The following is a 21,371-nucleotide window of genomic DNA, read 5'->3' as shown; positions in this document are numbered from 1 at the left end:
TCCGTCTGAGAAGCTGACGCCGGGGGCCGCCGGAGCGCGGCGCCCGGCGGGCGGAAGGACGGAGAGCGTGGAGTACGCGGGCACGGGTGCGAGCACCGGTACGCGGGAGCAGTCGCCCCCACCGGACGGAGCGGACGCACCGGACGGGCCGGCCGGTCTGGACGGGCTGCTGCGCGAGGTGCGGCGGCAGGCCGCCGGCGCGGACGAACCCGAGGCCGACCGGCTCCTGGGCTGGCTGCGCCGGCGGACCGGCGTGCACGCGGCGGTCGTCGCCGACGGCTCGGCCAGGGTGGAGTCCGCGACGGACGGCTTCCCGCACGAGGCGCTGGGGCCGCTCGCCCCGCTCCTGGCGCGGCTGTCCGGCGGGGAGCTGGCCGCCGCCGCGACCGAGGCGGAGGGCGCGTCCGGCACGCTGCACATCCGCTGCGAGGCGCTCGGTCCGTACGGCAGGCGCCCGGTCCTGGTGGTGGCCTCCGCCGACGAGCCGGGCCCCGGCACCGGCGCGCTGATCTCGCACACCGGCAGCCTGCTCGCGCTGCTGCACCGCGCGGCGGACGGCGACCGCACCCGGCGCGGCTACCACCACAAGGCGCACCAGGTGCGGTTCGCCGTGCTGCACGCGCTGCTCGTCGGCGATCCGCTGCTGGCGCGCCGGATGACGACCGGCGCGGTGCCGCCGCTGCTGGACGGCGAACGCATGCGCCTGCACCTCCTGCGCTGCCCGCCGTCCGACCGCGACCGCATCTGCGAGGCGCTCCAGGACCCCTCCGGGTACCACGGCGCCTCGCTGATGGTGCAGTGCCCGGTCTTCAAGGAGCACCTGATCTGCCTGGTCGCCGAGGAGGAGGTGGAGGGCGGCGGTCCGGACGGCGGTCCGGACCGCCGGCCTGACGGAGTTTCCGGCGGTGGCCCGGGCGGCGGTCCGGCGCGTGGGCTCGGCGCGTCCCTGCGCCGCCTCGTGCGCGAGAACCCCACGTACGCGATGGGCGTCAGCGGTACGCATCCGCTCGGCGGCGCCACCGAGGCGTACGGGCAGGCCGCGCACGCCCTGGTCGCGGCCCGTACGGCACCGGACCGCATCGCCCACTTCCACGGCAGGACCTCGCTCGAAGGCGTACTCCCCCACCAGCAGGCGCTCGCCTGGGCGCACGCGCTGCTGCGGCCGCTGGAGTCGGTGCCGCGCACCAGCGCCGACATCACGCACATGGCGCTGACCATGCCCAGATCGGCGGTGGCCCGGCTGCTCGGGCTCAGCCGCAACACCGTCGCGGCGCACCTCCGCCGGGCCGAGCGGGCGCTCGGCCACGACCTCGCCGACGTGCGCTCGCGCGCCGACGTCCACCTGGCCGTCGCGCTCAGCGGCTCGTGTACGGGGTCGGGGCCCGAGAACCACCAACCGCCCGCCTCCCTGGACGAGTTGCTGCGCAACGAGGCGCCCGCCGCGTGGGCCCGCGCCGTCCTCCGCCCCCTGGAGGAGCGGCACCTGCGCACGCTCAGGGCGTGGGTCGACGCCAACACCGACGCGCAGCGCGCGGCCCGGCGCATGGACATCAGCCGCAACACCGTACGGGCCCATCTGCGGACCGCCGAGTCCCAGTTGGGCCTGGACCTGCTGACGACCGGGACCGGCGTGCACGACCTCGTCCTCGCCCTGCGGATCAGCGGCGCGGACTCCGCCTGAGCGGTCCGGCCGGAGAGTCCGGCCGGGCGGCCCGGCTGAACGGCCCCGCCGGGCGGTCCGGCTGAGCGCCGTGCACAAACCCGCGCCGGAGTTGAGCAGCGTGCACGTTGGCACAGCGCACGGCCCCTTCTAGCTTCTTCGGTGTCGGCCGCGGCGCAGCGCCGCGAGCCTCGCGGCGGCCGGAAGCCCGGCATACGCACGGGGGTCGTATGCCGGGCCCACGCTCCTTCTCCGCTGAGGCGGGTTACGGGAGCCTGCGCAGCTTGAGGGTGTTGTCGGTGCGGGTCTTCTCCTCGCCGTCGGGTCCTGTCTGCACGCGCTGGTGCTCGTCGCGGTGCAGCACCTCCCATGCGCCCTCGGGGAGCCGCAGCGACTCCAGCACCTCGTCGGGGGTGGGCAGGTGGACGTCCGGGTGCGGGTTCTCCTCCCAGGGCGCGGGGCCCGCGTGGCCGACGATCAGCAGGACGCCGCCCGGCGCGACGGCGGAGGCCGCCGCGCGCAGGATCCGCTCCCTGGGCATCTCGCCCGGCGAGTGCAGGAAGCAGGCCGAGACCAGCCCGAACTCCCCCTCGGGGAAGGACTCCCCCAGGTCGTGCCGCTGCCAGTCGACGCGCTCCGCGAGGCCCTCGTCCCGCGCGTGGCCCTCGGCGCGCTCCAGCGCGACACGGGAGATGTCCACGGCCGTCACGCGCCAGCCGCGCCGCGCGAGCCAGAGCGCGTCGGCGCCCTCGCCGCAGCCGAGGTCGAGCGCGCTGTCCGGGGTGCGGCCCTCCCCCGGCGCGAGCTCCGAGGTCTCGCGGACCAGCGCGGCGTTGGGCCGCCCGCTCCACATGCGGTCGCTCTCGCCGTACCGGCCGTCCCAGTACTCCGCCTCGGAGAGCGGCGCTGCGGCGGCGTTCGCGTTCGTGGTCATGTGCGGCTCCCTAGGTCATCAGGTCATCCGTTCCCTGTGCCCACGAGAGTCCGCCCCCGCACCCCCACACGGCAAAGCCCGTTGCCACAACGGCAACCAGCGGCCGGGCCTCCGCTTCAGAGTGCCCGCGCGCCGCTCAGCGCAACCCGTGCCGCCGCCCCACCATCCGCTCCACGGCCGACCTCGGCAGCGCACGGCGCAGGGCGAAGACCACGGGGGCGTTGCTGCCCACCGCGTACAACGGCCTGGGGCGGCGGGATTCCACGGCGCGCACCACCGTGGCCGCCACCTTGGACGGGCTGATGCCGTTGGCCTCGTTCGCGTTCAGCGCCGTGAGCATGGTGCGGTACTCGTCCGCGTACGGGGAGTCCTCGGCGATCAGATGCGTGCGGCGCTCGCTGATGCCGGTGTTGACCGCACCCGGCTCGACGGTGCACATCCGCACGCCGTACGGGGCCAGTTCGCGCCGCGAGGCACTGGCGAAGCCGCGGAGGGCCGCCTTGGAGGCGACGTACGAGGAGCGGTACGCGAGCGGGAAGCTGGCCAGCATCGAACCGATCATGACCACCCGGCCGTACCCGCGTGCGCGCATGCCGGGCAGCACGAGCCGTGTCAGGCGCACGGCCCCGAACACGTTGAGCTGGAAGAGCCGTTGGAGCGCCTCGGCCGGCAGCTCCTCCAGCGGGCCGCTCTGGCTCTCGCCCGCGTTGTTGACCAGCACGTCGACCGGCCCGGCCGCCTCGGCGCACTCCGCGATGGAATCCTCGTGCGCGAGGTCGAGCGCCAGATACTCCACCCCCGGCACCGGGTCGGCGATCTTCTCCGGCGCGCGGCTCGTGCCCAGCACCCGGTAGCCGCGCCCGGCGAGCGAGGCCGCGACCGCCGCGCCGATCCCGGAGGACGCGCCCGTGACCAGCGCGGTGCGCCCGCCTCCCGCCACCGGCCCCGGCCCGCTCACGCCAGGCTCCGCGCCAGCGCGCGCCCCGCAGCGCGGCCCGAGAAGATGCAGCCGCCGAGGAAGGTGCCCTCCAGCGCGTTGTACCCGTGCACTCCGCCGCCGCCGAAGCCGGCGACCTCGCCCGCCGCGTACAGCCCCTCGAAGGGCGTGCCGTCCGGGCGCACCACCTGCGAGTCGAGGGTGGTCTCCAGGCCGCCGAGGGTCTTGCGGGTCAGCACGTGCAGCCGCACCGCGATCAGCGGCCCGTGCGCGGGGTCGAGGAAGCGGTGCGGCTTCGCCACCCGCGTGATCCTGTCCGCGCGGTAGCCGCGCGCGTTGTTGACGGTCATGAGCTGGAGGTCCTTGGAGTAGGGGTTGCCCACCTCCCGGTCGTGCGCGGTCACTTCGCGCTCGACCTGCTCGTAGTCCAGCGCGGGCCCCGGGGCGATCTCGTTCATGCCGTCCACCAGCCGGCGCAGCGAGCGGCGCACCACGAAGTCCTCGCCGTGGTCGAGGAACGCCTGCACGGGACCGGGTGCGCCCTTCTTGACGCGGGACAGCGCGAGCTTGAGGTCCTTGCCGGTGATGTCCGGATTCTGCTCGGACCCGGAGAGCGCGAACTCCTTCTCCACGATGGAGCGGGTGAGCACGAACCACGTGTAGTCGTGCCCCGTCCCGAGGATGTGCTGGAGCGTGCCCAGCGTGTCGTGCCCCGGGAACAGCGGCGCGGGCAGCCGCCGCCCCGTCGCGTCCAGCCACAGCGAGGAGGGCCCGGGGATGATGCGGATGGCGTGGTCGGGCCAGACGGGGTCCCAGTTCTTGATGCCCTCGGTGTAGTGCCACATCCGGTCGCGATTGACCAGCGAGGCCCCCGCGCCCTCGGCCACCTCCAGCATCCGCCCGTCCACGTACGCCGGAACTCCGGTGATCATCGACTGCGGGGCCGGGCCCAGGCGTTGGGCCGGCCAGTTCTTGCGGACCAGCTCGTGGTTGCCGCCGATGCCGCCCGAGGTGACCACCACGGCCTGCGCGCGCAGCTCGAACTCGCCCGCCGTCTCCCGCGAGGACTTCTCGCCGCGCGGGCGGTCGTCGGGCTGGAGGACCGTGCCGCGTACGCCGGTCACCACGCCGTTCTCCACGACGAGTTCGTCCGCGCGGTGCCGGTGGCGGAAGGTGACCAGCCCGCGTTCGGCCGCTGCCTGCACCGGCTCGCGGAAGATCCGTACGACCTCCGGTCCGGTCCCCCAGGTCAGATGGAAGCGGGGTACGGAGTTGCCGTGCCCGGTCGCGGTGCCTGCCCCTCGCTCCGCCCAGCCGACGGTCGGGGTGAGGCGCAGGCCGAGACCGTGCAGGTAGCGGCGCTTCTCGCCGGCCGCGAAGTCCACGTAGGCGTGGGCCCATTGGCGCGGCCAGTGGTCCTCGCGCTCCCGGTCGAAGCCGGCCGAGCCGAGCCAGTCGGCGAGCGCCAGCTCGTAGGAGTCCTTGATCCCCATGCGGCGCTGTTCGGGGCTGTCCACCAGGAACAGGCCGCCCAGCGACCAGTGCGCCTGGCCGCCCAGATTGGCCTCGCTCTCCTGGTCGATCACGAGCACCCGCTTGCCCGCGCGGGTGAGTTCGTAGGTGGCGACGAGACCGGCCAGTCCAGCCCCTACGACGATGACGTCGGCGTCCTCACGGCCTGCGCTCACTGCGGCTCCTCGGTGGTGGGGGCTTCATACGGGGCGTGCTCGGCATGCTGGGCTTGCCGGGTGTGCTCGGCGTGCGGGGTGCTGTAGGCGTGCAGCACGTTCAGGAACAGGTCCTCGCGGCGGCGGCGCACCGCCTCGTCGTCCGGTTCGAGCAGGACCTGCACGGAGGTGCCGTCGTGCACCGCGACCAGCGCGCGGCCCAGCGCCGCCTCGTCGGGCACCCGGCGTCCCGCCCTGCCCAGCGCGGCGACCACCACGGGCAGCACGGTGTCCTGGATGGCCTCCTCGCGGGCCGCCATCACGCGCCGCAGCGAGGGGTTGCGCAGGGCGTGCGCGGTGAACTCGGCGGACACCCGGTACCACGCGTCGTCCACCGGGATCGCCGCGAGCGCGGCCCGCAGCCCCTCCTCGGGCCCGCAGCCGGGGCCGCCGTCCGGGCCGCCTTCGGGTACGGAGTCGAGCGCGGCGCGCAGATCGTCCAGCATCCGCGCGGAACGCTGCTCCCACATCGCGAGGAACAGCTCGTCGAGCGAGGAGAAGTTGGAGTAGAAGGCGCCGCGCGTATACCCCGCGCGCTCGCAGACCTGCTCCACGGTGGAGCGCCCGAAGCCCTCCTCGGCGAAGACCTCCAGCGCGGCGTCCAGCAGCCGCTCCCGGGTCCTCGCGCGGCGCGCGCTCAGCGGTGCCGCGCCCTCAACTCCCGCCTGCCGTCCGGCAGTTGCGGAGACCGTCATCGCGCATCACCCCTCGGATACGCGAACGTATCCGATACATTTTCGTATCCGCAAGGGTCGGGACGCCCCGCAACGGGCCCGTCCGCACGCGTTCAGCCCCGCCGGAGCACCCGCTCAGGCACCCCAGCCGCCGGGCGCCACGCGCCTGTCCGTACGGGGTGCGCGCGCTCGCACCAGGGCCCCCAGCCAGGCCAGCGCGACGGCGGTGATCACGACCCATCCTGCGATCTGGAGGGCGAGCACGAGATTGGCCTGTTCCTGGGTGGGGCGGGGCAGATAGCCGCGCTCCAGCATTCCGGCCTGGTACGGGGAGGCGGTCCAGCGCGCCGTGAGCGCGACGGCGATGCCGTGCATGGCGTCCCACAGCGCGTGCAGCCCCGCGACTCCCACGTACGCGCAGATCAGCGGCCAGGTCAGGCGCAGCCTGCCCTCGCGCGCTGAACCTCCGTAGGCCGCGCCGGCGAACAGCACGCCGCCGAGGATCGCGGTCCACAGTCCGTGCCCGAAGGGTGCGAGCAGTCCGCGCAGGATCTCGGTCTGCACCAGGGCGTCCAGCGACAGGCCCTTCACCGTGAACAGCGCGGTCAGCGCGTACCCGCTCGACTCCAGCGCGGCGAAGCCGAAGCCGACGGCCGCGCCCAGCACCAGCCCGTCCCGTACGCCGTAGCGCGGCAGCCCGCGTGCCACCAGCCACAGCGCCACGAGCTTCACGCCCTCCTCGATGAGGCCCACGCCCGCGAACATCCCCGCCGAGGGGTGCAGGAAGTAGTCCTCCAGCACCGAGGCGCCCAGCACGCCCAGCGTGCCGCCGACCAGGAACGCCGCGAGCAGCCTGCGCGGGGTGATCGCCGTGCCGCGCGTGGTGTGGTCGAAGGCCCAGGTCACAAAGGTGACCGGGACCAGGAAGCTGCCCAGGAAGACCAGCGTGGGCAGCAGGTTCGCGTTCCCCGTGGCGAAGGTGACGACCACGGTGAGCACCCACAGCGCCAGCCCGGTCAGGAAGACCGTCAGCCACGCGCGGTGGCGCGGAGGGTGCGGCTCCTGCGCGGGGCGGGTGTCGCCGAGGGTGTGCTGAGCTGCCACGGACGCCTCCTGCCGGGGTAGGGGGACAGACTCCAGCAAAAGGGAAGCCGGCAGGTGGCGCGAGCCGGAAACCCGGCCGACCCACCGACTCAGCGACCCGCGGCGCCCCAAGCTCAGCGACGCACGGCGCCCCGGGCTCAGCGGCTCACGGTCTCCGCGTGCTCGGCCTCCGTACGCTCGGCCCCCGCGGGCTCCTCGACGCCCTGCGCGGAAACCCCCGCACGCCTCCCCGTCGCCACATGCAGGTCCTCCTCCCGCAGCCGCGAGGTCGCCCAGGCGCTGATCACACCCGTCAGCGCGAGGTAGCCGCAGGCCCACCACGGGGATCCCGAGGCGACGGCGAGCAGCGCGGTCATGATCAGCGGGGTGACGCCCGAGGCGAAGATCCCGGACATCTGGTAGACGAACGACATCCCCGTATAGCGGATGCGGGTGGTGAACAGCGCGGCGAAGAGCGTGCCCTGCGCCCCGTAGAAGGAGGCGTGCACCACCCCGAGGGTGAGCAGCAGCGTCACCGCGAACACCGCGGGACCGCCCGCGCCGAACAGCCCGAACGCGGGGAAGACCGAGACCGCGAAGGCCACCATGCCGACCCCGTACACGCGCCGCGCCCCGTACCGGTCGGTGAGCCTGCCGGATACCGGGATCAGCACTGCCATGACCAGCGCGGCCAGGGTCACGCCGAGCAGGACGGGGGTGCGCGGCAGCTCGAGCGTGCCGGTGGCGTACGTGAGCGCGAAGACGCCCCAGGTGTTGAAGGCCGCGCCCTCGCCCCAGCGCGCGAGCATGCCGAGCACGGTGTGCCGGCGCGGGGCGCGGTCCCGGAGCAGCTCCACCAGCGGTGCGCTGCGCGCCTGGTGGCCGAGCTCCTGCACCGCGCGGAAGGCCGGCGTCTCGTCGATCTTGAGCCGCACGGTCAGTCCTATGACCACCAGCGCCAGGCTGAGCAGGAACGCGGCGCGCCAGCCCCAGCCGAGGAAGGCGGCGTCCGACAGCGCCGTGCTGAGCAGCGCGAACACCCCCGTACCGAGGGCCAGTCCGAGGGCGAGGCCGATCTGCGGATAGCTGCCGAACCTCCCCTTGCGGCCCTCGGGCCCGTGCTCGACCGCGAGCAGCACGGCGCCCGCCCACTCGCCGCCGAGCGCCACGCCCTGCGCGACCCGCAGCACCAGGAGCAGCGCCGGGGCGAACAGCCCCACCTGCTGGTACGTGGGCAGCAGGCCGATCAGCGCGGTCGAGGCGCCCATCAGGCCCATGGTGAAGGCGAGGGTCCGCTTGCGTCCGATGCGGTCGCCGATGTGCCCGAACAGCAGGCCGCCCAGCGGCCGGACGAGGAAGCCCACGGCGAAGGTGGCGAAGGACAGCATCGTGCCGACCGTGCCGTTGCCTGTGGGGAAGAACAGCTTGCCGAAGACGAGGCTCGCGGCCGTGCTGTAGAGGAAGAAGTCGTACCACTCGACGGTCGTGCCGAGCAGGGAGGAGAGGACGACCGTGCGCAATTTGCGCGCGGACGGCGCCTGTCGGTCCTGTGCCGCAGCCGGGGCGGCCTCCTGCGCCGCGCTCACCGGCCCGCGAACGGGACGGTGCCCGCCTCCACCGTGCGCGGCCCGGCCGGGTGGCTCCACAGGCCGCGGCGCTCCAGCAGGGGCAGGACACCCTCGCCGAACCAGTACGCCTCCTCCAGGTGCGGCACCCCGGAGAGCACGAACTCCTCGATGCCCAGCCGGTGGTACTCCTCGATCAGGTCGGCGACCTCGGTGTGGCTGCCCACCAGCGCGGTTCCGGCGCCGCCGCGTACGAGGCCGACACCGGCCCACAGGTTGGGGTAGATCTCCAGCTTGTCGCTGGTGCCGCTGTCGTGCAGCTCGCGCATGCGGCGCTGGCCCTCGGACTCGCTGGTGGCCAGGCCCTGCTGGACCGCCTTGATCCGCTCGGGGTCCATTCCGGCGAGCAGCCGCTCGGCCTCGGCCCAGGCCGCCGCCGAGGTGTCCCGGCTGATGGTGTGCAGCCGGATGCCGAAGCGCACCTCGCGCCCCTCCGCGGCGGCGAGCGAGCGCACCCACTCGATCTTCTGCTTGACCTGCTGCGGAGGCTCGCCCCAGGTCAGGTACACATCGGTGTACTTGGCCGCCACCTCGCCCGCTGCCGGTGAGGAGCCGCCGAAGTAGACCTGGGGCACGGGGTCCGGCAGCCGGTTGAGGCGGGCGCCCTCCACATGCAGGTGCTCGCCGCGGTGGTCGACGGTCTGCCCGTCCCAGAGCTTGCGCACGATGTCGAGGAACTCGCCTGTGCGCGCGTACCGTTCGTCCTTGCCGAGGAAGTCCCCATACGCCTTCTGCTCGGCCGACTCGCCGCCGGTCACGACGTTGAGCAGCAGCCGCCCGTGCGACTGACGCTGGTAGGTGGCGGCCATCTGCGCGGAGAGCGTGGGGCTGATCTGCCCGGGGCGGAAGGCCACCAGGAACTTCAGCCGCTCGGTGACCTGGGTCAGCATCGCGGTGGTCAGCCAGGCGTCCTCGCACCACGCGCCGGTCGGGGTGAGCGCGCCCACGAAGCCGAGCTGCTCGGCGGTGCGCGCGATCTGGCCCAGGTACTCGACGGAGGCCGGACGGTCGCCGCCCGCCGTGCCCGGGTCCGAGCCGTGGCCCCCGCCGACGATGTGCCGGCTGTCGCCTGTGGTCGGCAGGAACCAGTGGAAGGTGAGCGGTGATGCGGGCGGTGTCTGCTCTGACATGGGAACTCCGGGTGGGAGGCGGGCGGTTCGGGGGAGGAGCACGGCCCGTCGGGACGGCACGACACCGGAGCGCGCCACCTTCCCCGTACGCCCGGGACGCCCGGATGCGCCCCGTACACCGCGTACGCCGTCTGCCGCCCGGCACCGGGAGCGCGGCCGGCGGCCCGGTGCGGGGATGCGGATATGCGGGTACGAGGTGGGGCGCCCGTTCAGGGGCGGGGAGAAGCGTGAACGCGCGGAGAAAGCGGGAGGTCGCGGCGCGGCCCGAGGGGGCGAGAGGTCAGCCGCGACAGGCTGCGCTGGCCTGACGGCGCAGGTCGACGTGGAGGCGCTCCACGAGCAAGCAGGCAGCAGCGAACATGCGTGGCATTCTCCGCGCTCCCCCGCCGGGTGTTCAAGTGCGGCGGGAAAAGGTTCCAGCAGGTGAGACGGCGCGGCCTCACGAGGAGCCGCCCGGCTGCGCACGCCGGGTGCAGCCCGTCAGGCCCGCGTGCGCCTTCCAGCCCAGCGTCTCGTACAGCGCGCGCCCCGCGTCCGTCGCGCCGAGGATGCCGAGCACCGCGCCCTCGGCGACGGCGCGGTCGGCGAGGGTCCGCATCACGAACGCGCCCAGACCGCGGCGTCTGTGCGCCTCCTCGGTCACCACCTGGTCGACGATCGCGGCCTCGCCCACCACCGCCGCCTGGCCTCTGGCCGCCCGCTCCCCCGCCGCGTCCCTGACCACCACGAAGGTGACCCCGTCACACACCTCCACCGAAGCCGCGTACCCCTCGGGCGCCGCCGGGCCCGTCTCGCACAGATCGGCCGCCATCAGATGCCCGGGGTCCTCCTCGACCACCACCCACCCCGGGGGCAGGAAGGGCCACACCTCCCGGGGTTCCGCCGGGATCTTGAGCCAGGCGTCGGGCCCCGGGGCCGCCTCGGCCGCGGCGCGTATCGCGTCCCCTTCGGCAGAAGGCACCACATGACGCAGCATGTGCCCCTCCGCGCCCACCTCGATCGACAGCCCCCAGGGCCGCTCGACGGGCGGCGGGGTGCGCCGCGAGACGGTCCAGCCGTGCGTCCAGGTCCTGGTGAGTTCCGAAATCATGCTCGCCTCCGGTGAGATGCGGCGGTACGGGTGCCAAGTAAGGCTCTCTCGCCGGTAGTGAACATTACGCCCCGGGGAGCCGCACGGCACCCGAATTCCCTTACCGTGTACGGGAGTCGGGGCCGCTACAGCAGATGCCGCGGGTGCCGTACAGAGCGTGCGGGAGTTCGCCGACGGCTCCCCGTGGCCTCCTCGCCGGGTGGCCGGGCCGCTGCTACACCTGCCATAGAGCGCCCGACGGCCGGTCCCGGGGGTCCGCCGTACCGCTCAACGGGGGGCGCCCAGGGGGTGCGTGGACATGCCGGATTTCCCGCAGGGACTCGTCGAGCGGCTGCTCACGGCGGAACGGCGCGGTCCGCCGCCGGTGCTCCACCTCTTCGGCGAACCCTTCGTCAGCGTCGACGCGAGCCGCGTGGACCTCCCCCGGAGCTGCACCCGCCTGCTCGTGTTCGTCGCGCTGCGCAGCGGCCGGGTGGAACGGCTGTACGCAGCGGGCTCGTTGTGGCCAGAGCACGACGAGGCACGCGCCGGCGGCAATCTGCGCTCGGCGCTGTGGCGGCTGAACCGCACCCGCGTACCGCTGATGACCAGCGACAAGCACGGGCTGTCCGTGCGGGACGAGGTGATCATCGACGTGCACGCGGTCAGCGCGTGGGCCACCCAGGTCATCGAGGGCGCGGCCGGCGCGGCCGAACTCCGCATGATGCCGCACAGCCTGGGCGCCCTCGACCTGCTGCCCGGCTGGTACGAGGACTGGGCGCTGATCGAACGCGAACGCCTGCGGCAGCGGCTCCTGCACGCGCTGGAGGCGCAGAGCCGCGCCCTCGCCCACCGGGGACTGCACGCGGAGGCGGTGGAGGCGGCCATGGTCGCGGTGCACGCCGAGCCCTTGCGGGAGAGCGCCCAACGCGCCCTGCTGGAGGCACACTTGGCCGAGGGCAACTGGGTGGAGGCACGCCGCGCCCTCGCGCTCTACGCCCGGCTGCTCCGCCGCGAACTGGGCGTGCGCCCCGCGCCCGAGCTGGTCGGACTCCTGCGGCGGCCGGCGGTGCGGGAGACGGCGCGGCACGGGTAGCGGCGAGCCCTTTGCGGGGCGGGAATCCGGCCTTGACCCTCTCACCGGTGTGAGGCTCTAGCGTCACGGCCATGAGCGAAAACGACGTAGCGCCCGACCGGTCCTTCCTGTTCGTGCTCGGCAGTGCGCGTGCCGAGAGCAACTCCGAGATACTGGCGCGCGCCGCGGCGGAGCAGCTTCCCGCCTCCGTACGGCAGCGCTGGCTCGACCTGGACGACTATCCGCTGCCCGACTTCGAGGACGGGGTGCACGAGAGCGAGGACCGGAAGCCCCATGCCAACGAGGAGGCGCTGCGGCAGGCCACCCTCGGGGCCACCGACCTCGTGCTGGTCTCGCCGCTGTACTGGTACACCCTCTCCGCGCAGACCAAGCGCTACCTCGACTACTGGTCGGGCTGGCTGTCCGTGCCGGACTCCGACTTCCACGCGCGGATGGCGGGCCGCACCCTGTGGGCCGTGACCGCGATGGCGCACCGACACCACGAGGTCGCCGACGGCCTGTCGACCACGCTGAACCTCTCGGCCGCTTACATGCACATGCGCTTCGGCGGCGTACTGCTCGGCAGCGGCGTCAAGCCAGGGGAGGTGCGGGAGGACGAGCGCGCGACGCGCGAGGCCAAGACGTTCTTCCAGCGCGAGGCGCCGCTCGCCCGCTTCCCGCACAAGTAGCGTCTACGGGCGGGGAGTTACGCGCCGGCCCCCGTCAGCCTGTCCACCGCGTCCTGCATGTGCTCCTCCAGCAGGGACAGCAGCCGTTCCTCGTCCTCCTCGCGCAGCGCGGCGATCAGCGCGGCGTGCTCCTCGACCATCGCGTCCGGGTCGGGGTGCCGCCCGGTCAGCGCCGAGAGGCACATGCGGGTCTCGGCGAACAGGGTGGCCGCGATCCGCTGGAGCCGCGGGCTGCCGGACTCCTCCACCAGCACCTGGTGGAGTTCCATGTCGGCGGCGCTCAGCGCCTTGCGGTTCCTGCGCCGGGCCGCCGAGGCCATCGAGCGGTGCACCTTGGCCAGCCGGTCGGCCGTGGCCTGCGGGTCGCGGCGCAGCACCAGGCGGCAGGCGGCGGCCTCCATCGCGGTGCGCGCCATGTAGATGTCCCGCACGTCCTGCTCGTCCAGCTCCACCACGAACACCCCGCGGTGCGGCTCGCTCACCGCGAGGCCCTGCTGCACCAGCCGCTGCAGCGCCTCGCGGAGCGGGCCGCGGCTGACGCCGAGCTGCGCGGCGAGTTCGGCCTCGCCCATCTGGCTGCCGGGCGCGAGGGTGCCGTCCACGATGGCCTCGGTCAGCCTGTCGGCGATGACGACGGCGGCCGGCTGCCGCTTGACCGGGCCCAGACTGCGCGCTTCCGCCATGGTGAGCTGTTGTCCTTCGTCGGGCCGCCGTACGGCCTGCGCACGGCGGCGGTGTCGGAGGCCGGCGCTCCCCCGCGCCGGGCCCGCCGGGCCGCTGTGGCGTCGGCGTCCTTCCGGCCGGGCAGTATAGCCGCAGCCGGAAGATTGTTGACATTCAGCGGATCACACCGGTCCCCCACCGTTCACAACATGCGCCGGGTCGTACGGAGTCGAGCCCGTCCGGCACTCGGCTCACACCGCCTCAGGACCGCTCCCCGGTTCCTCCACCGCGCACGGGCGCTCCTCCACCGCGCACGGCGGCTCCTCTCCGGGGTGCCCGGAGTGCGGCTCCGACCCCGTGGCGCGGCCGGGCAGCAGCGCGGCGCGCGCCAGGGGATCGGTCAGCGACTGGTGCGCCCCCACGGCCCGCACGCCGATGCGGCGGAGCGCGGACCAGACGGTGATCTGGTTCGCGGAGACCACGGGGATCCCCAGCTCGGCCTCCAGCCGCGGGATCAGGTCGTAGGTGCGCAGGTTGGTGCAGCTCACGAACAGGGCCTCGGCCTCGCCGAGTTCGGCGCGGTGCGCCATGGCCTCGACCTCCGCGTACGGCACCTTCCAGATCTCGCCGGTCAGCCCCAGGTACTCGCGCCCGGTGACCTGCACCCCGCCCTCGGCGAGATACTGCTCCAGCGAGTCGGTCACCGAGCGCGTGTACGGGGTGATCACCGCGACCCTGTTCACCCCGAGCTCGGCCAGCGCCTCCAGGAGCGCGCCCGAGGTGGTGACGGCGGGCAGCCCGTCGGCCGCGGCGCTCATCGCGCCGCACATGGCCCGCTCCTGCGCGATGCCGCCCACGAAGCTGCCCGAGGTGCACGCGTAGGCGAGGGAGAGCGGGCCCACCGCGTGCAGCGCCGACACCGCCTCGCGCAGCGACTGGTGCTCGCTGATCAGCCGCGCCATGTCGAGGCTCACCTCGACCGGCACGAACGGCGTACGGGTGAGGTGCAGCGACACCTCGTCCGGGACCCAGCGCCACAGCTCGCGGTCGAGGGCGAAGTCGAACGGCGCCACGACGCCGATGCCCCTCTGCGGCGGCGGCACGCGCGGGTTGCTGATGTCCAATGCAGGACCCCTTCTGACTGCATGCGAGCGGGCACGCGAAGAGGCCCGCAGGCGACGGTGGACATGGAGAGACGGGAGAGACCCGGCGCCTGCTGGGAGGGGGACTGGGGCATGCCCCTCATATCGCGGGCTGCGGGGAGAATCCGCCGCCCGGCCTCCCGCACTGCGGACCCGGCCAAGAAGATTGTCGACAACCTAGGGGCCGCCGGAAGGACGCGTCAATCCCCTTCCGCAAGGGCCCTGTTCGCCCGCGCGCCGCCACGCGCGCGGGCCCCCGTACACGCTCGTACGGGGGCCCGTCAGGGGTCAGTGCGCCGCCGGCGTCACGCCCTGCGGAAGCTCAGGGTCTCGCCCAGCGCGCCGGCGCGCCACAGGTCCTGGCACGCCTCGGCCATCTCGTCCAGGCCCTCCACGATCGAGCCCCACACGATGCCGGGAACCCAGCCCTGGTCGCCGTTGATGAGCAGGTTGTTGCGCTCGTAGAAGAGGGCGAGGTCCACGACCGTCTTCCGCTCGGCGTGCGCGGCCTGCGTGCCCTGCTGCTCGGCGGCCGCCTCGTAGCCGTACGAGGCCGTGGCCAACTGGGTCTGGCTGAAGGTGAAGTAGCACAGGTCCCCGGGGATCGGGGTGATCGTGGGGTTCTCCAGCGGGGGCTCCTCCGGGGCGAAGGGCGGGACGAGGGCGTAGATCTCGTTGCGCGCGTACTTGGCGTGGTAGACGTCGCCGCCCAGCGGCAGCGCGTTCCACACGGCGGCGCAGGTGACCGGCGCCTTGTCGTCCAGGAGCCGGGCGGTGCAGGAGACGCCGCGCTTGTCGAGCGAGACGGTGATGAAGCGGTCCATCTGCTGTGCTTCTCCAGTCTGTCCGGGGCGGGAGGGTACGGGCGGGCGCCGCTCAGGGCAGCGGCATGGCCAGGTAGCGGGTCTCCAGGAACTCGTCGATGCCGACCCGCCCGCCCTCGCGGCCCAGCCCGGAGTGCTTGATGCCGCCGAAGGGCGCGGCGGGGTTGGAGACCACGCCCTTGTTGAGCCCGACCATGCCGGTCTCCAGGCGCTCGGAGAGCCGGAAGGCGCGCTCCAGGTTCTCCGTGAACAGGTAGGAGACCAGGCCGTACTCGGTGTCGTTGGCCGCGGCGACCGCCTCGTCCTCGTCCTCGTACGTGATCACCGGGGCGACCGGGCCGAAGATCTCCTGGTGCAGCATCCCGGCGTCGGCGGGGACGCCGGTGAGCACGGTGGGGGCGTAGAAGTAGCCGTCGCCGGGGGCGTGTTCGCCGCCGGTGAGCGCCTTGGCGCCGCGGCCCAGGGCCTCGCCGACCAGCTCGTCGACCTTGCCGCGGCCGTCGGCGTCGATGAGCGGGCCGACGTCCACGCCGGGCTCGGTGCCGCGGCCCACCCGCAGCGCGCCCATCCGCGCCGCCAGCCGCTCGGAGAACTCCTGCGCCACGCTGGAGTGCGCGTAGATGCGGTTGGCCGCGGTGCACGCCTCGCCCATGTTGCGCATCTTGGCCGCGAAGGCGCCCTCGACGGCCTTGTCCAGGTCGGCGTCCTGGCACACCAGCAGGGGCGCGTTGCCGCCCAGTTCGAGCGAGACGCGCAGAACCTGCTCGGCGCTCTGCTCCAGCAGCAGCCTGCCGACCTGGGTGGACCCGGTGAAGGAGAGCTTGCGGATGCGGCCGTCCCGCAGCAGCGGCTCCACGACCTGCCCGGGGTCACTGGTGGTGAGCACGTTCAGCACTCCGGCGGGCAGTCCCGCGTCGGTGAGGACGCGGGCCAGCGCCAGCATGGAGAGCGGAGTCTGCTCGGCGGGCTTGACGACCATGGTGCAGCCGGCCGCGACGGCCGGGCCGATCTTGCGGGTGCCCATGGCGAGCGGGAAGTTCCAGGGCGTGATGAGCAGGACGGGTCCTACGGGCCTGCGCATCACGACGAAGCGGTCCTTGCCGTCGGGCGAGGTCTCGTACCCGCCCTCGATGCGCACCGCCTCCTCGGCGAACCAGCGGAAGAACTCGGCCGCATACGCCACCTCGCCGCGCGCCTCGGCCAGCGGCTTTCCCATCTCCAGGGTCATCAGCAGCGCGAGCTCTTCCTTGCGCGCGTGCAGCAACTCGTAGGCGCGGCGCAGGATTTCGCTCCGCTCGCGCGGCGGGGTGGCGGCCCACTCCTCCTGCGCGGAGGCCGCGGCGTCGGCGGCGGCGCGCGCGTCGGCCGCGCCGGCGTCGGCGACCGTACGCAGCGTGCGCGCCAGCGAGGGGTCCTCCACGGGGAACTCGGCGCCCGAGGCCGCGGGCTGCCAACTGCCGCCGATGAACAGCCCGTCGGGCACCGCGCCGACCACCGACCGCTCGTCTTCCGTCCCTGCGCTCACATGCACTCCCTGCTCGGTCGTTCACGGGCCCGCGGCGCTGCCGCCGGGACCTCCGCGGGTGATGGACAGCGTCCGCCTCGCATGCTTGCATGAGCGCAGGTTGTTGACAATCCTACGACGCGCCGACCCGCCCCGTATGGCGGGAAAGACGAGGAGCCCGTTCATGAGCGCACTCTCCCCCGTCCTCAAGCAGGCGACCCCGCTGCTGGCCGAGCGCGGCGAGGGGGTGTATCTGTACGACGAATCAGGCCGCGCGCACCTCGACTTCACCGCCGGCATCGGGGTCACCAGCACAGGGCACTGCCACCCGAAAGTGGTGGCCGCCGCGCAGGAGCAGGTCGGCAAGCTGGTCCACGGGCAGTACACGACGGTGATGCACCGCCCGCTCCTGGAGCTGAGCGAGCGCCTGGGCACGGTGCTGCCGCAGGGCCTGGACTCGCTGTTCTACGTCAACTCCGGCAGCGAGGCCGTCGAGGCGGCGATGCGGCTGGCCAAGCAGGCGACCGCGCGGCCCAACGTGGTGGTCTTCCAGGGCTCGTTCCACGGCCGGACCATGGCGGCGGCCTCCATGACCACCTCGGCCACCAAGTTCCGCTCCGGGTACGGCCCGCTGATGCCGGGCGTGGCCATCGCGCCGTTCCCGAACGCTTTCCACTACGGCTGGGACGAGGAGACCGCCACCCGCTTCGCGCTGCGCGAGCTGGACCAGCTCCTGGCGACCGTGTCGGCTCCGGCCGACACCGCGGCCTTCATCGTGGAGCCGGTGCTCGGCGAGGGCGGCTATGTGCCCGCCAGCACCGCCTTCTTCCAGGGGCTGCGGGAGCGCGCCGACAAGCACGGGATCCTGCTCATCGTGGACGAGGTGCAGACCGGCTTCGGCCGCACCGGCGCCTTCTGGGGCCACGACCACTTCGCAGGGCGGCCCGACATCGTGGTCACCGCCAAGGGCCTGGCCAGCGGTTTCCCGCTGTCGGCCATCGCGGCGTCCAGTGCGCTGATGGAGAAGGCCTGGCCCGGCTCGCAGGGCGGGACCTACGGCGGCAACGCGGTCGCGTGCGCCGCGGCCCTCGCCACCCTGGAGGTCATCCAGGAGGAGAAGCTCGTGCAGAACAGCGCCGAGCGCGGCGCCCAGCTCCTCGCGGGCCTGCGCGAGGCGGCCTCCTCGTACGGGCAGATCGGCGACGTGCGCGGGCTGGGCCTCATGGCGGGCACCGAGTTCACCGACGCGGACGGCATGCCGGACGGCGCCACGGCGGCGAAGGTCCAGCAGGCCGCCGCCGCACACGGCCTGCTGCTCCTCACCTGCGGCGCGCAGGGCCAGGTCGTCCGCATGATCCCGCCGCTGGTCGTCAACGAGCAGCAGGTGCGCGACGCGCTCGGCGTGTGGGACGAGGTGCTGGCGGAGACGCTGGCCTGACGGCGCGTCACCCCGCGTACCACGGAGGGGGCGGCGTCCGCGCCGCCCCCTTTCGCATGCCCCGAGGGGTTCGCATGCTGCGCGGGACCCGGTCCGCTACAGCCCGAAGACCCGCCGCGCGTTCCCCGACAGGAACAGCCCACTCGCCTCCTCGTCCAGCCCCAGCTCCCCGAGGTGCTCCAGCGCGCGGCCCGGAGTGATCATCGGGAAGTTGCTGCCGAAGAGCACCTTCCGCCGCCCGCGCCCGCGCAGGTACTCCACCAGCTCGGGCGGATAGCGGCGCGCGGTGTAGGCGCTGGTGTCGATGAACACGTTCGGGTGCTTGTCCGCGACGGCGATCATCTCCGTGGTCCACGGGTAGCCGATGTGCCCGCACACGATGGCCAGTTCGGGGAAGTCCAGCGCGACCTGGTCGATGTACGGGATGGGGCGGCCGGTCTCCGAGGGCCGGAGCGGCCCCGTGTGCCCCACCTGGGTGCAGAAGGGCACCCCGAGCTCCACGCACTCCGCGTACAGCGGGTAGTAGCGCCGGTCCGTTGGCGGCAGCTCCCACAGCCAGGGCACCAGCCGGAGGGCGACGAAGCCCAAGTCGCGCACGGCGCGCCGCAGTTCGCGCACGGCCTCCATGGGGCTGCGCAGGTCGGCGCCCGCCACGCCGCGCAGCCGTCCGCCGGACTCCGCGGCGAAGCCCGCCACCTCGTCGTTGCTGATCAGCGCACCCTCGGGGCCGTACCACGCGGCGCACAGCCCGGTACCCACCCCGCCCTCGTCCAGCGCCGCCAGAGTGGCCGCGACGGGCAGCGGCTCATCCAGCGGCGCCGTGCCCGTCCAGCGCCGCAGCGAGGCGAACATCTCGTGCCGCGAGTGCCGGACCGTGGGGTGCTGCATCCACGCGTCGACGACCTGACCGACGCCGGGGCCGCCGGGACCGCCGGCCGGGGTGACCGTCATGCCGCCTGCCTTCCGCGCCGCCGCGGGAACGGCGCCTGTGGGGTGGGGACTTGGGTGCGGATTTGGGTGGTGTCCCGGGCCGCGGGGCGAGGGGGCACGCCCTGGTTGCCGCCGGTCGGCAGCGTACGGAGTGCCCCGGCGTACGTACACGGGGCTGCCGGACCGGGGTTGCCGTGCGGGCCGGACGACCCGCGCCCGCCCGGGTGAACGAGCCCTACCTCACGCCTCCGCCCGGGTGCCGACGTGCATCCGAACGTCACCCCATATGACGGTGGGGCTTCGGTCCAGGGCGGCGGCTGCCGATAAGACTCCCGTACCGGACGGAGGATTGGGAGATCGAATTGCGACGACACCGCGAAGCCGCCCTGGCGCTGACCACAGCAGCGGCCCTGCTGGCGCCCCTCACCTTCGCGAGCACCGCCGGGGCGGGAGAGGAGAAGGGCGCGTCGTACGACGTGTCCAAGCTGAGCTTCACCGTCCGCGCGGGCGGCCGCAGTTGCACGGTCGACGCCGATCTGTACCGCCCCAAGAGCGTGACCGCGCGCCGCCCCGCGCCCGCCGTGATGACCACGAACGGCTTCGGCGGCAGCAAGACGGACGGCGCGACCGGCGGCATGGCCAAGGCGTTCGCCGAGCGCGGCTATGTGGCGCTGGCCTATTCGGGCCTCGGGTTCGCCGGTTCCGGCTGCCCCATCTCGCTGGACGACCCCGAGGTGGACGGCAAGGTGGCGAGCCGGCTGATCAGCTTCCTGGGCGGCTCGGTCAAGGCGGACGACGGCACCCGCGTCCGCTATGTCACCTCCGACGGCCCCGGCGATCCCCGGGTGGGCATGGCGGGCGGGTCCTACGGCGGCGCCATCCAGCTCGCCACGGCATCCCGCGACCGCCGCGTCGACGCGCTGGTCCCCTTCATCACCTGGAACGACCTCTCGTACTCCCTCGCGCCCAACGGCGCGGAGCAGGGCGGACCGCGCGGCGCCGCGCCAGCCCCGGCCGTCCCCGGCGTCTTCAAGCACCAGTGGGCCAACGGGTTCTTCATGATGGGCGAGGCGCAGGGACTGCTGAATCTCAATCTCGACCCCTCGCGCTCCGGCAGCGGCGGCTGCCAGCACTTCACCGCGCGCGCGTGCCGCGCGCTGAATCTGCTCAACTCCGAGCGCTGGCCCCAGGACCGCGCCCGCCGCACCGTGGAGTATCTGCGCAGCGTCTCCCCCGTCTCGTATCTGGACAAGGTCAAGGCGCCCACCCTGCTCATCCAGGGCCAGGCCGACACCCTCTTCACGCTCAACGAGGCGGCGGACACCTACCAGACCCTCCGCAGCCACGGCACCGAGGCCAAGATGATCTGGCAGTCCTGGGGCCACAGCGGAGGGCTGCGCTATCCGGCCAAGGGCGAACTCAGCGTCGCGCACGGCAATGTGGGCACCAGCTATGTGGGGCGCCGCATCCTCGCCTGGTTCGACCACCACCTGCGCGGACACGAGAACACGGCGACCGGTCCCGACTTCGCGTACTACCGGGACTGGGCGGGCCGGGGCGGACCGCGGTACGCCTCCTCCTCCCGCTTCCCTGTGGGCGCGCCGCAGCGGCTGCACCTGTCCGGGGACGGCCGGCTGGTCGGCGACGCGGCGAAGGTGCGCCCCGGCACCCGCGGCTACCGCAACCAGGACCGCCCCACCAGCCACTCCGAGAGCTCGGTCGTGCGCGCCGTGGGCCTGCCCGAGGAGGACCCGCACGACGGCAAGGGCAGCTATCTGGCCTGGACTTCATCGCCGCTGGGCGGGCCCGTGGACGTGGTGGGCATGCCGCGCGCCCGGCTGCGGGTGCACTCGCCGAAGGCCCAGAAGGCGCAGGGCTCGGGCGACGTGGCCGACCGCCTGGTGCTCTTCGCCAAGATCTACGACGTGGCCCCCGACGGTTCGCAGAAGCTCACCCAGCGGCTGGTGGCGCCGGTGCGGGTGCCTGACGTGACCAAGCCGTTCACGGTGCGGATGCCCGGCATGGTGCACCGGTACGGGAAGGGGCACAGGCTGCGCTTCGTCATCGCGGCGAGCGACGGCGCGTACGGGGGCAACCGCGGGATCAAGCCGGTCACCGTCACCAGCTCGCCTGGCCACACCGGCTTCCTCGAAATGCCGGTGACGGGCGGGCGGTTGGGCTGAGCCGGGCCTGAATCCCCTGGGCGCACACACGGAGGCGCCCCGGCGGCCGCGTGGCCGCCTGGGCGCCTCACCCATGGAAGGTCT

General features: G+C 73.5%; 19 protein-coding genes. 5 read left to right on the top strand and 14 right to left on the bottom strand.

Translation table 11 applies throughout. The features are described from left to right. The first annotated feature begins 67 nt into the window (after positions 1 to 67). Complete coding sequence (locus ABEE00_RS14285; protein ID WP_345745804.1) at positions 68 to 1,681, top strand: helix-turn-helix domain-containing protein; 1,614 nt, start codon at positions 68 to 70, stop codon at positions 1,679 to 1,681. Between the two features lie 244 nt (positions 1,682 to 1,925). Here the strand turns inward: ABEE00_RS14285 and ABEE00_RS14280 are convergent, their stop codons facing one another. The 9 genes from ABEE00_RS14280 to ABEE00_RS14245 all read right to left on the bottom strand — a co-directional run bounded on the left by ABEE00_RS14280 (position 1,926) and on the right by ABEE00_RS14245 (position 10,860). Then, a complete protein-coding gene (locus tag ABEE00_RS14280; protein WP_345745803.1) occupies positions 1,926 to 2,594 on the bottom strand; it encodes an SAM-dependent methyltransferase in 669 nt (222 codons plus the stop codon). A 136-nt stretch (positions 2,595 to 2,730) separates the two neighbouring features. Beyond that, on the bottom strand, positions 2,731 to 3,552 hold the full coding sequence (locus ABEE00_RS14275) for an SDR family oxidoreductase (protein ID WP_345745802.1): 822 nt from the start codon (positions 3,550 to 3,552) through the stop codon (positions 2,731 to 2,733). Further along, on the bottom strand, positions 3,549 to 5,219 hold the full coding sequence (locus tag ABEE00_RS14270; RefSeq protein WP_345745801.1) for an FAD-binding dehydrogenase: 1,671 nt from the start codon (positions 5,217 to 5,219) through the stop codon (positions 3,549 to 3,551). The genes ABEE00_RS14275 and ABEE00_RS14270 overlap by 4 nt, the downstream gene beginning before the upstream one ends. Continuing rightward, positions 5,216 to 5,953 (bottom strand): TetR/AcrR family transcriptional regulator, encoded by a 738-nt coding sequence (locus ABEE00_RS14265; RefSeq protein WP_345745800.1) that lies wholly within the window; start codon positions 5,951 to 5,953, stop codon positions 5,216 to 5,218. Before ABEE00_RS14265 ends, ABEE00_RS14270 begins: the two co-directional genes overlap by 4 nt. A gap of 114 nt (positions 5,954 to 6,067) precedes the next feature. Then, complete coding sequence (locus ABEE00_RS14260) at positions 6,068 to 7,036, bottom strand: PrsW family intramembrane metalloprotease (protein ID WP_345745799.1); 969 nt, start codon at positions 7,034 to 7,036, stop codon at positions 6,068 to 6,070. A gap of 137 nt (positions 7,037 to 7,173) precedes the next feature. Further along, positions 7,174 to 8,601: an MFS transporter gene (locus tag ABEE00_RS14255; RefSeq protein WP_345745798.1), complete on the bottom strand. Its 1,428-nt coding sequence runs from the start codon at positions 8,599 to 8,601 to the stop codon at positions 7,174 to 7,176. Then, a complete protein-coding gene (locus ABEE00_RS14250; protein WP_345745797.1) occupies positions 8,598 to 9,770 on the bottom strand; it encodes an LLM class flavin-dependent oxidoreductase in 1,173 nt (390 codons plus the stop codon). The genes ABEE00_RS14255 and ABEE00_RS14250 overlap by 4 nt, the downstream gene beginning before the upstream one ends. Before the next feature lie 280 nt (positions 9,771 to 10,050). Then, on the bottom strand, positions 10,051 to 10,131 hold the full coding sequence (locus ABEE00_RS35815) for a putative leader peptide (protein ID WP_451918576.1): 81 nt from the start codon (positions 10,129 to 10,131) through the stop codon (positions 10,051 to 10,053). Positions 10,132 to 10,209: 78 nt separating this feature from the next. Further along, entirely contained in the window at positions 10,210 to 10,860 is a 651-nt protein-coding gene (locus ABEE00_RS14245) for a GNAT family N-acetyltransferase (RefSeq protein WP_345745796.1), read from the bottom strand. A gap of 298 nt (positions 10,861 to 11,158) precedes the next feature. Between ABEE00_RS14245 and ABEE00_RS14240 the strand changes: the two genes are divergently transcribed. Together ABEE00_RS14240 and ABEE00_RS14235 are read left to right on the top strand one after the other, a co-directional pair. After that, positions 11,159 to 11,935: an AfsR/SARP family transcriptional regulator gene (locus ABEE00_RS14240; RefSeq protein WP_345745795.1), complete on the top strand. Its 777-nt coding sequence runs from the start codon at positions 11,159 to 11,161 to the stop codon at positions 11,933 to 11,935. Positions 11,936 to 12,006: 71 nt separating this feature from the next. Beyond that, positions 12,007 to 12,603, top strand: coding sequence for a flavodoxin family protein (locus ABEE00_RS14235; RefSeq protein WP_345745794.1), 597 nt, complete (start codon positions 12,007 to 12,009; stop codon positions 12,601 to 12,603). 17 nt (positions 12,604 to 12,620) lie between these two features. On the opposite strand, the gene ABEE00_RS14230 is transcribed toward ABEE00_RS14235, so the two are convergent. The 4 genes from ABEE00_RS14230 to ABEE00_RS14215 all read right to left on the bottom strand — a co-directional run bounded on the left by ABEE00_RS14230 (position 12,621) and on the right by ABEE00_RS14215 (position 16,757). Beyond that, the gene (locus tag ABEE00_RS14230) at positions 12,621 to 13,286 is read right to left on the bottom strand and encodes a GntR family transcriptional regulator (RefSeq protein WP_345745793.1); all 666 of its coding nucleotides are present in this window, start codon (positions 13,284 to 13,286) and stop codon (positions 12,621 to 12,623) included. A 231-nt stretch (positions 13,287 to 13,517) separates the two neighbouring features. After that, on the bottom strand, positions 13,518 to 14,390 hold the full coding sequence (locus ABEE00_RS14225; protein WP_345745792.1) for a maleate cis-trans isomerase family protein: 873 nt from the start codon (positions 14,388 to 14,390) through the stop codon (positions 13,518 to 13,520). A gap of 323 nt (positions 14,391 to 14,713) precedes the next feature. Next, complete coding sequence (locus ABEE00_RS14220; RefSeq protein ID WP_345745791.1) at positions 14,714 to 15,232, bottom strand: DUF3830 family protein; 519 nt, start codon at positions 15,230 to 15,232, stop codon at positions 14,714 to 14,716. A gap of 52 nt (positions 15,233 to 15,284) precedes the next feature. Next, positions 15,285 to 16,757 carry an NAD-dependent succinate-semialdehyde dehydrogenase gene (locus ABEE00_RS14215; protein ID WP_345745790.1) on the bottom strand — a complete coding sequence of 491 codons (1,473 nt, stop codon included), beginning with the start codon at positions 16,755 to 16,757 and terminating at the stop codon, positions 15,285 to 15,287. A 163-nt stretch (positions 16,758 to 16,920) separates the two neighbouring features. Between ABEE00_RS14215 and ABEE00_RS14210 the strand changes: the two genes are divergently transcribed. Continuing rightward, positions 16,921 to 18,174 carry an aspartate aminotransferase family protein gene (locus ABEE00_RS14210; protein ID WP_345745789.1) on the top strand — a complete coding sequence of 418 codons (1,254 nt, stop codon included), beginning with the start codon at positions 16,921 to 16,923 and terminating at the stop codon, positions 18,172 to 18,174. A gap of 96 nt (positions 18,175 to 18,270) precedes the next feature. On the opposite strand, the gene ABEE00_RS14205 is transcribed toward ABEE00_RS14210, so the two are convergent. After that, a complete protein-coding gene (locus ABEE00_RS14205) occupies positions 18,271 to 19,125 on the bottom strand; it encodes an amidohydrolase family protein (protein WP_345745788.1) in 855 nt (284 codons plus the stop codon). Between the two features lie 341 nt (positions 19,126 to 19,466). Between ABEE00_RS14205 and ABEE00_RS14200 the strand changes: the two genes are divergently transcribed. Beyond that, positions 19,467 to 21,287, top strand: coding sequence for a CocE/NonD family hydrolase (locus ABEE00_RS14200; protein WP_345745787.1), 1,821 nt, complete (start codon positions 19,467 to 19,469; stop codon positions 21,285 to 21,287). Positions 21,288 to 21,371: the final 84 nt, after the last annotated feature.

Source organism: Streptomyces odontomachicola, from assembly GCF_039605595.1.
Classification (GTDB): Bacteria; Actinomycetota; Actinomycetes; order Streptomycetales; family Streptomycetaceae; genus Streptomyces.
This window is presented reverse-complemented; position numbering and strand designations above follow the sequence as displayed.

Coding starts and splice junctions, on each gene's coding strand:
- ABEE00_RS14280 (WP_345745803.1), bottom strand. CDS start 2,594: ATGACCACGAACGCGAACGCCGCCGCAGCGCCGCTCTCCGAGGCGGAG.
- ABEE00_RS14265 (WP_345745800.1), bottom strand. CDS start 5,953: ATGACGGTCTCCGCAACTGCCGGACGGCAGGCGGGAGTTGAGGGCGCG.
- ABEE00_RS14250 (WP_345745797.1), bottom strand. CDS start 9,770: ATGTCAGAGCAGACACCGCCCGCATCACCGCTCACCTTCCACTGGTTC.
- ABEE00_RS35815 (WP_451918576.1), bottom strand. CDS start 10,131: ATGTTCGCTGCTGCCTGCTTGCTCGTGGAGCGCCTCCACGTCGACCTG.
- ABEE00_RS14245 (WP_345745796.1), bottom strand. CDS start 10,860: ATGATTTCGGAACTCACCAGGACCTGGACGCACGGCTGGACCGTCTCG.
- ABEE00_RS14240 (WP_345745795.1), top strand. CDS start 11,159: ATGCCGGATTTCCCGCAGGGACTCGTCGAGCGGCTGCTCACGGCGGAA.
- ABEE00_RS14235 (WP_345745794.1), top strand. CDS start 12,007: ATGAGCGAAAACGACGTAGCGCCCGACCGGTCCTTCCTGTTCGTGCTC.
- ABEE00_RS14230 (WP_345745793.1), bottom strand. CDS start 13,286: ATGGCGGAAGCGCGCAGTCTGGGCCCGGTCAAGCGGCAGCCGGCCGCC.
- ABEE00_RS14220 (WP_345745791.1), bottom strand. CDS start 15,232: ATGGACCGCTTCATCACCGTCTCGCTCGACAAGCGCGGCGTCTCCTGC.
- ABEE00_RS14210 (WP_345745789.1), top strand. CDS start 16,921: ATGAGCGCACTCTCCCCCGTCCTCAAGCAGGCGACCCCGCTGCTGGCC.
- ABEE00_RS14205 (WP_345745788.1), bottom strand. CDS start 19,125: ATGACGGTCACCCCGGCCGGCGGTCCCGGCGGCCCCGGCGTCGGTCAG.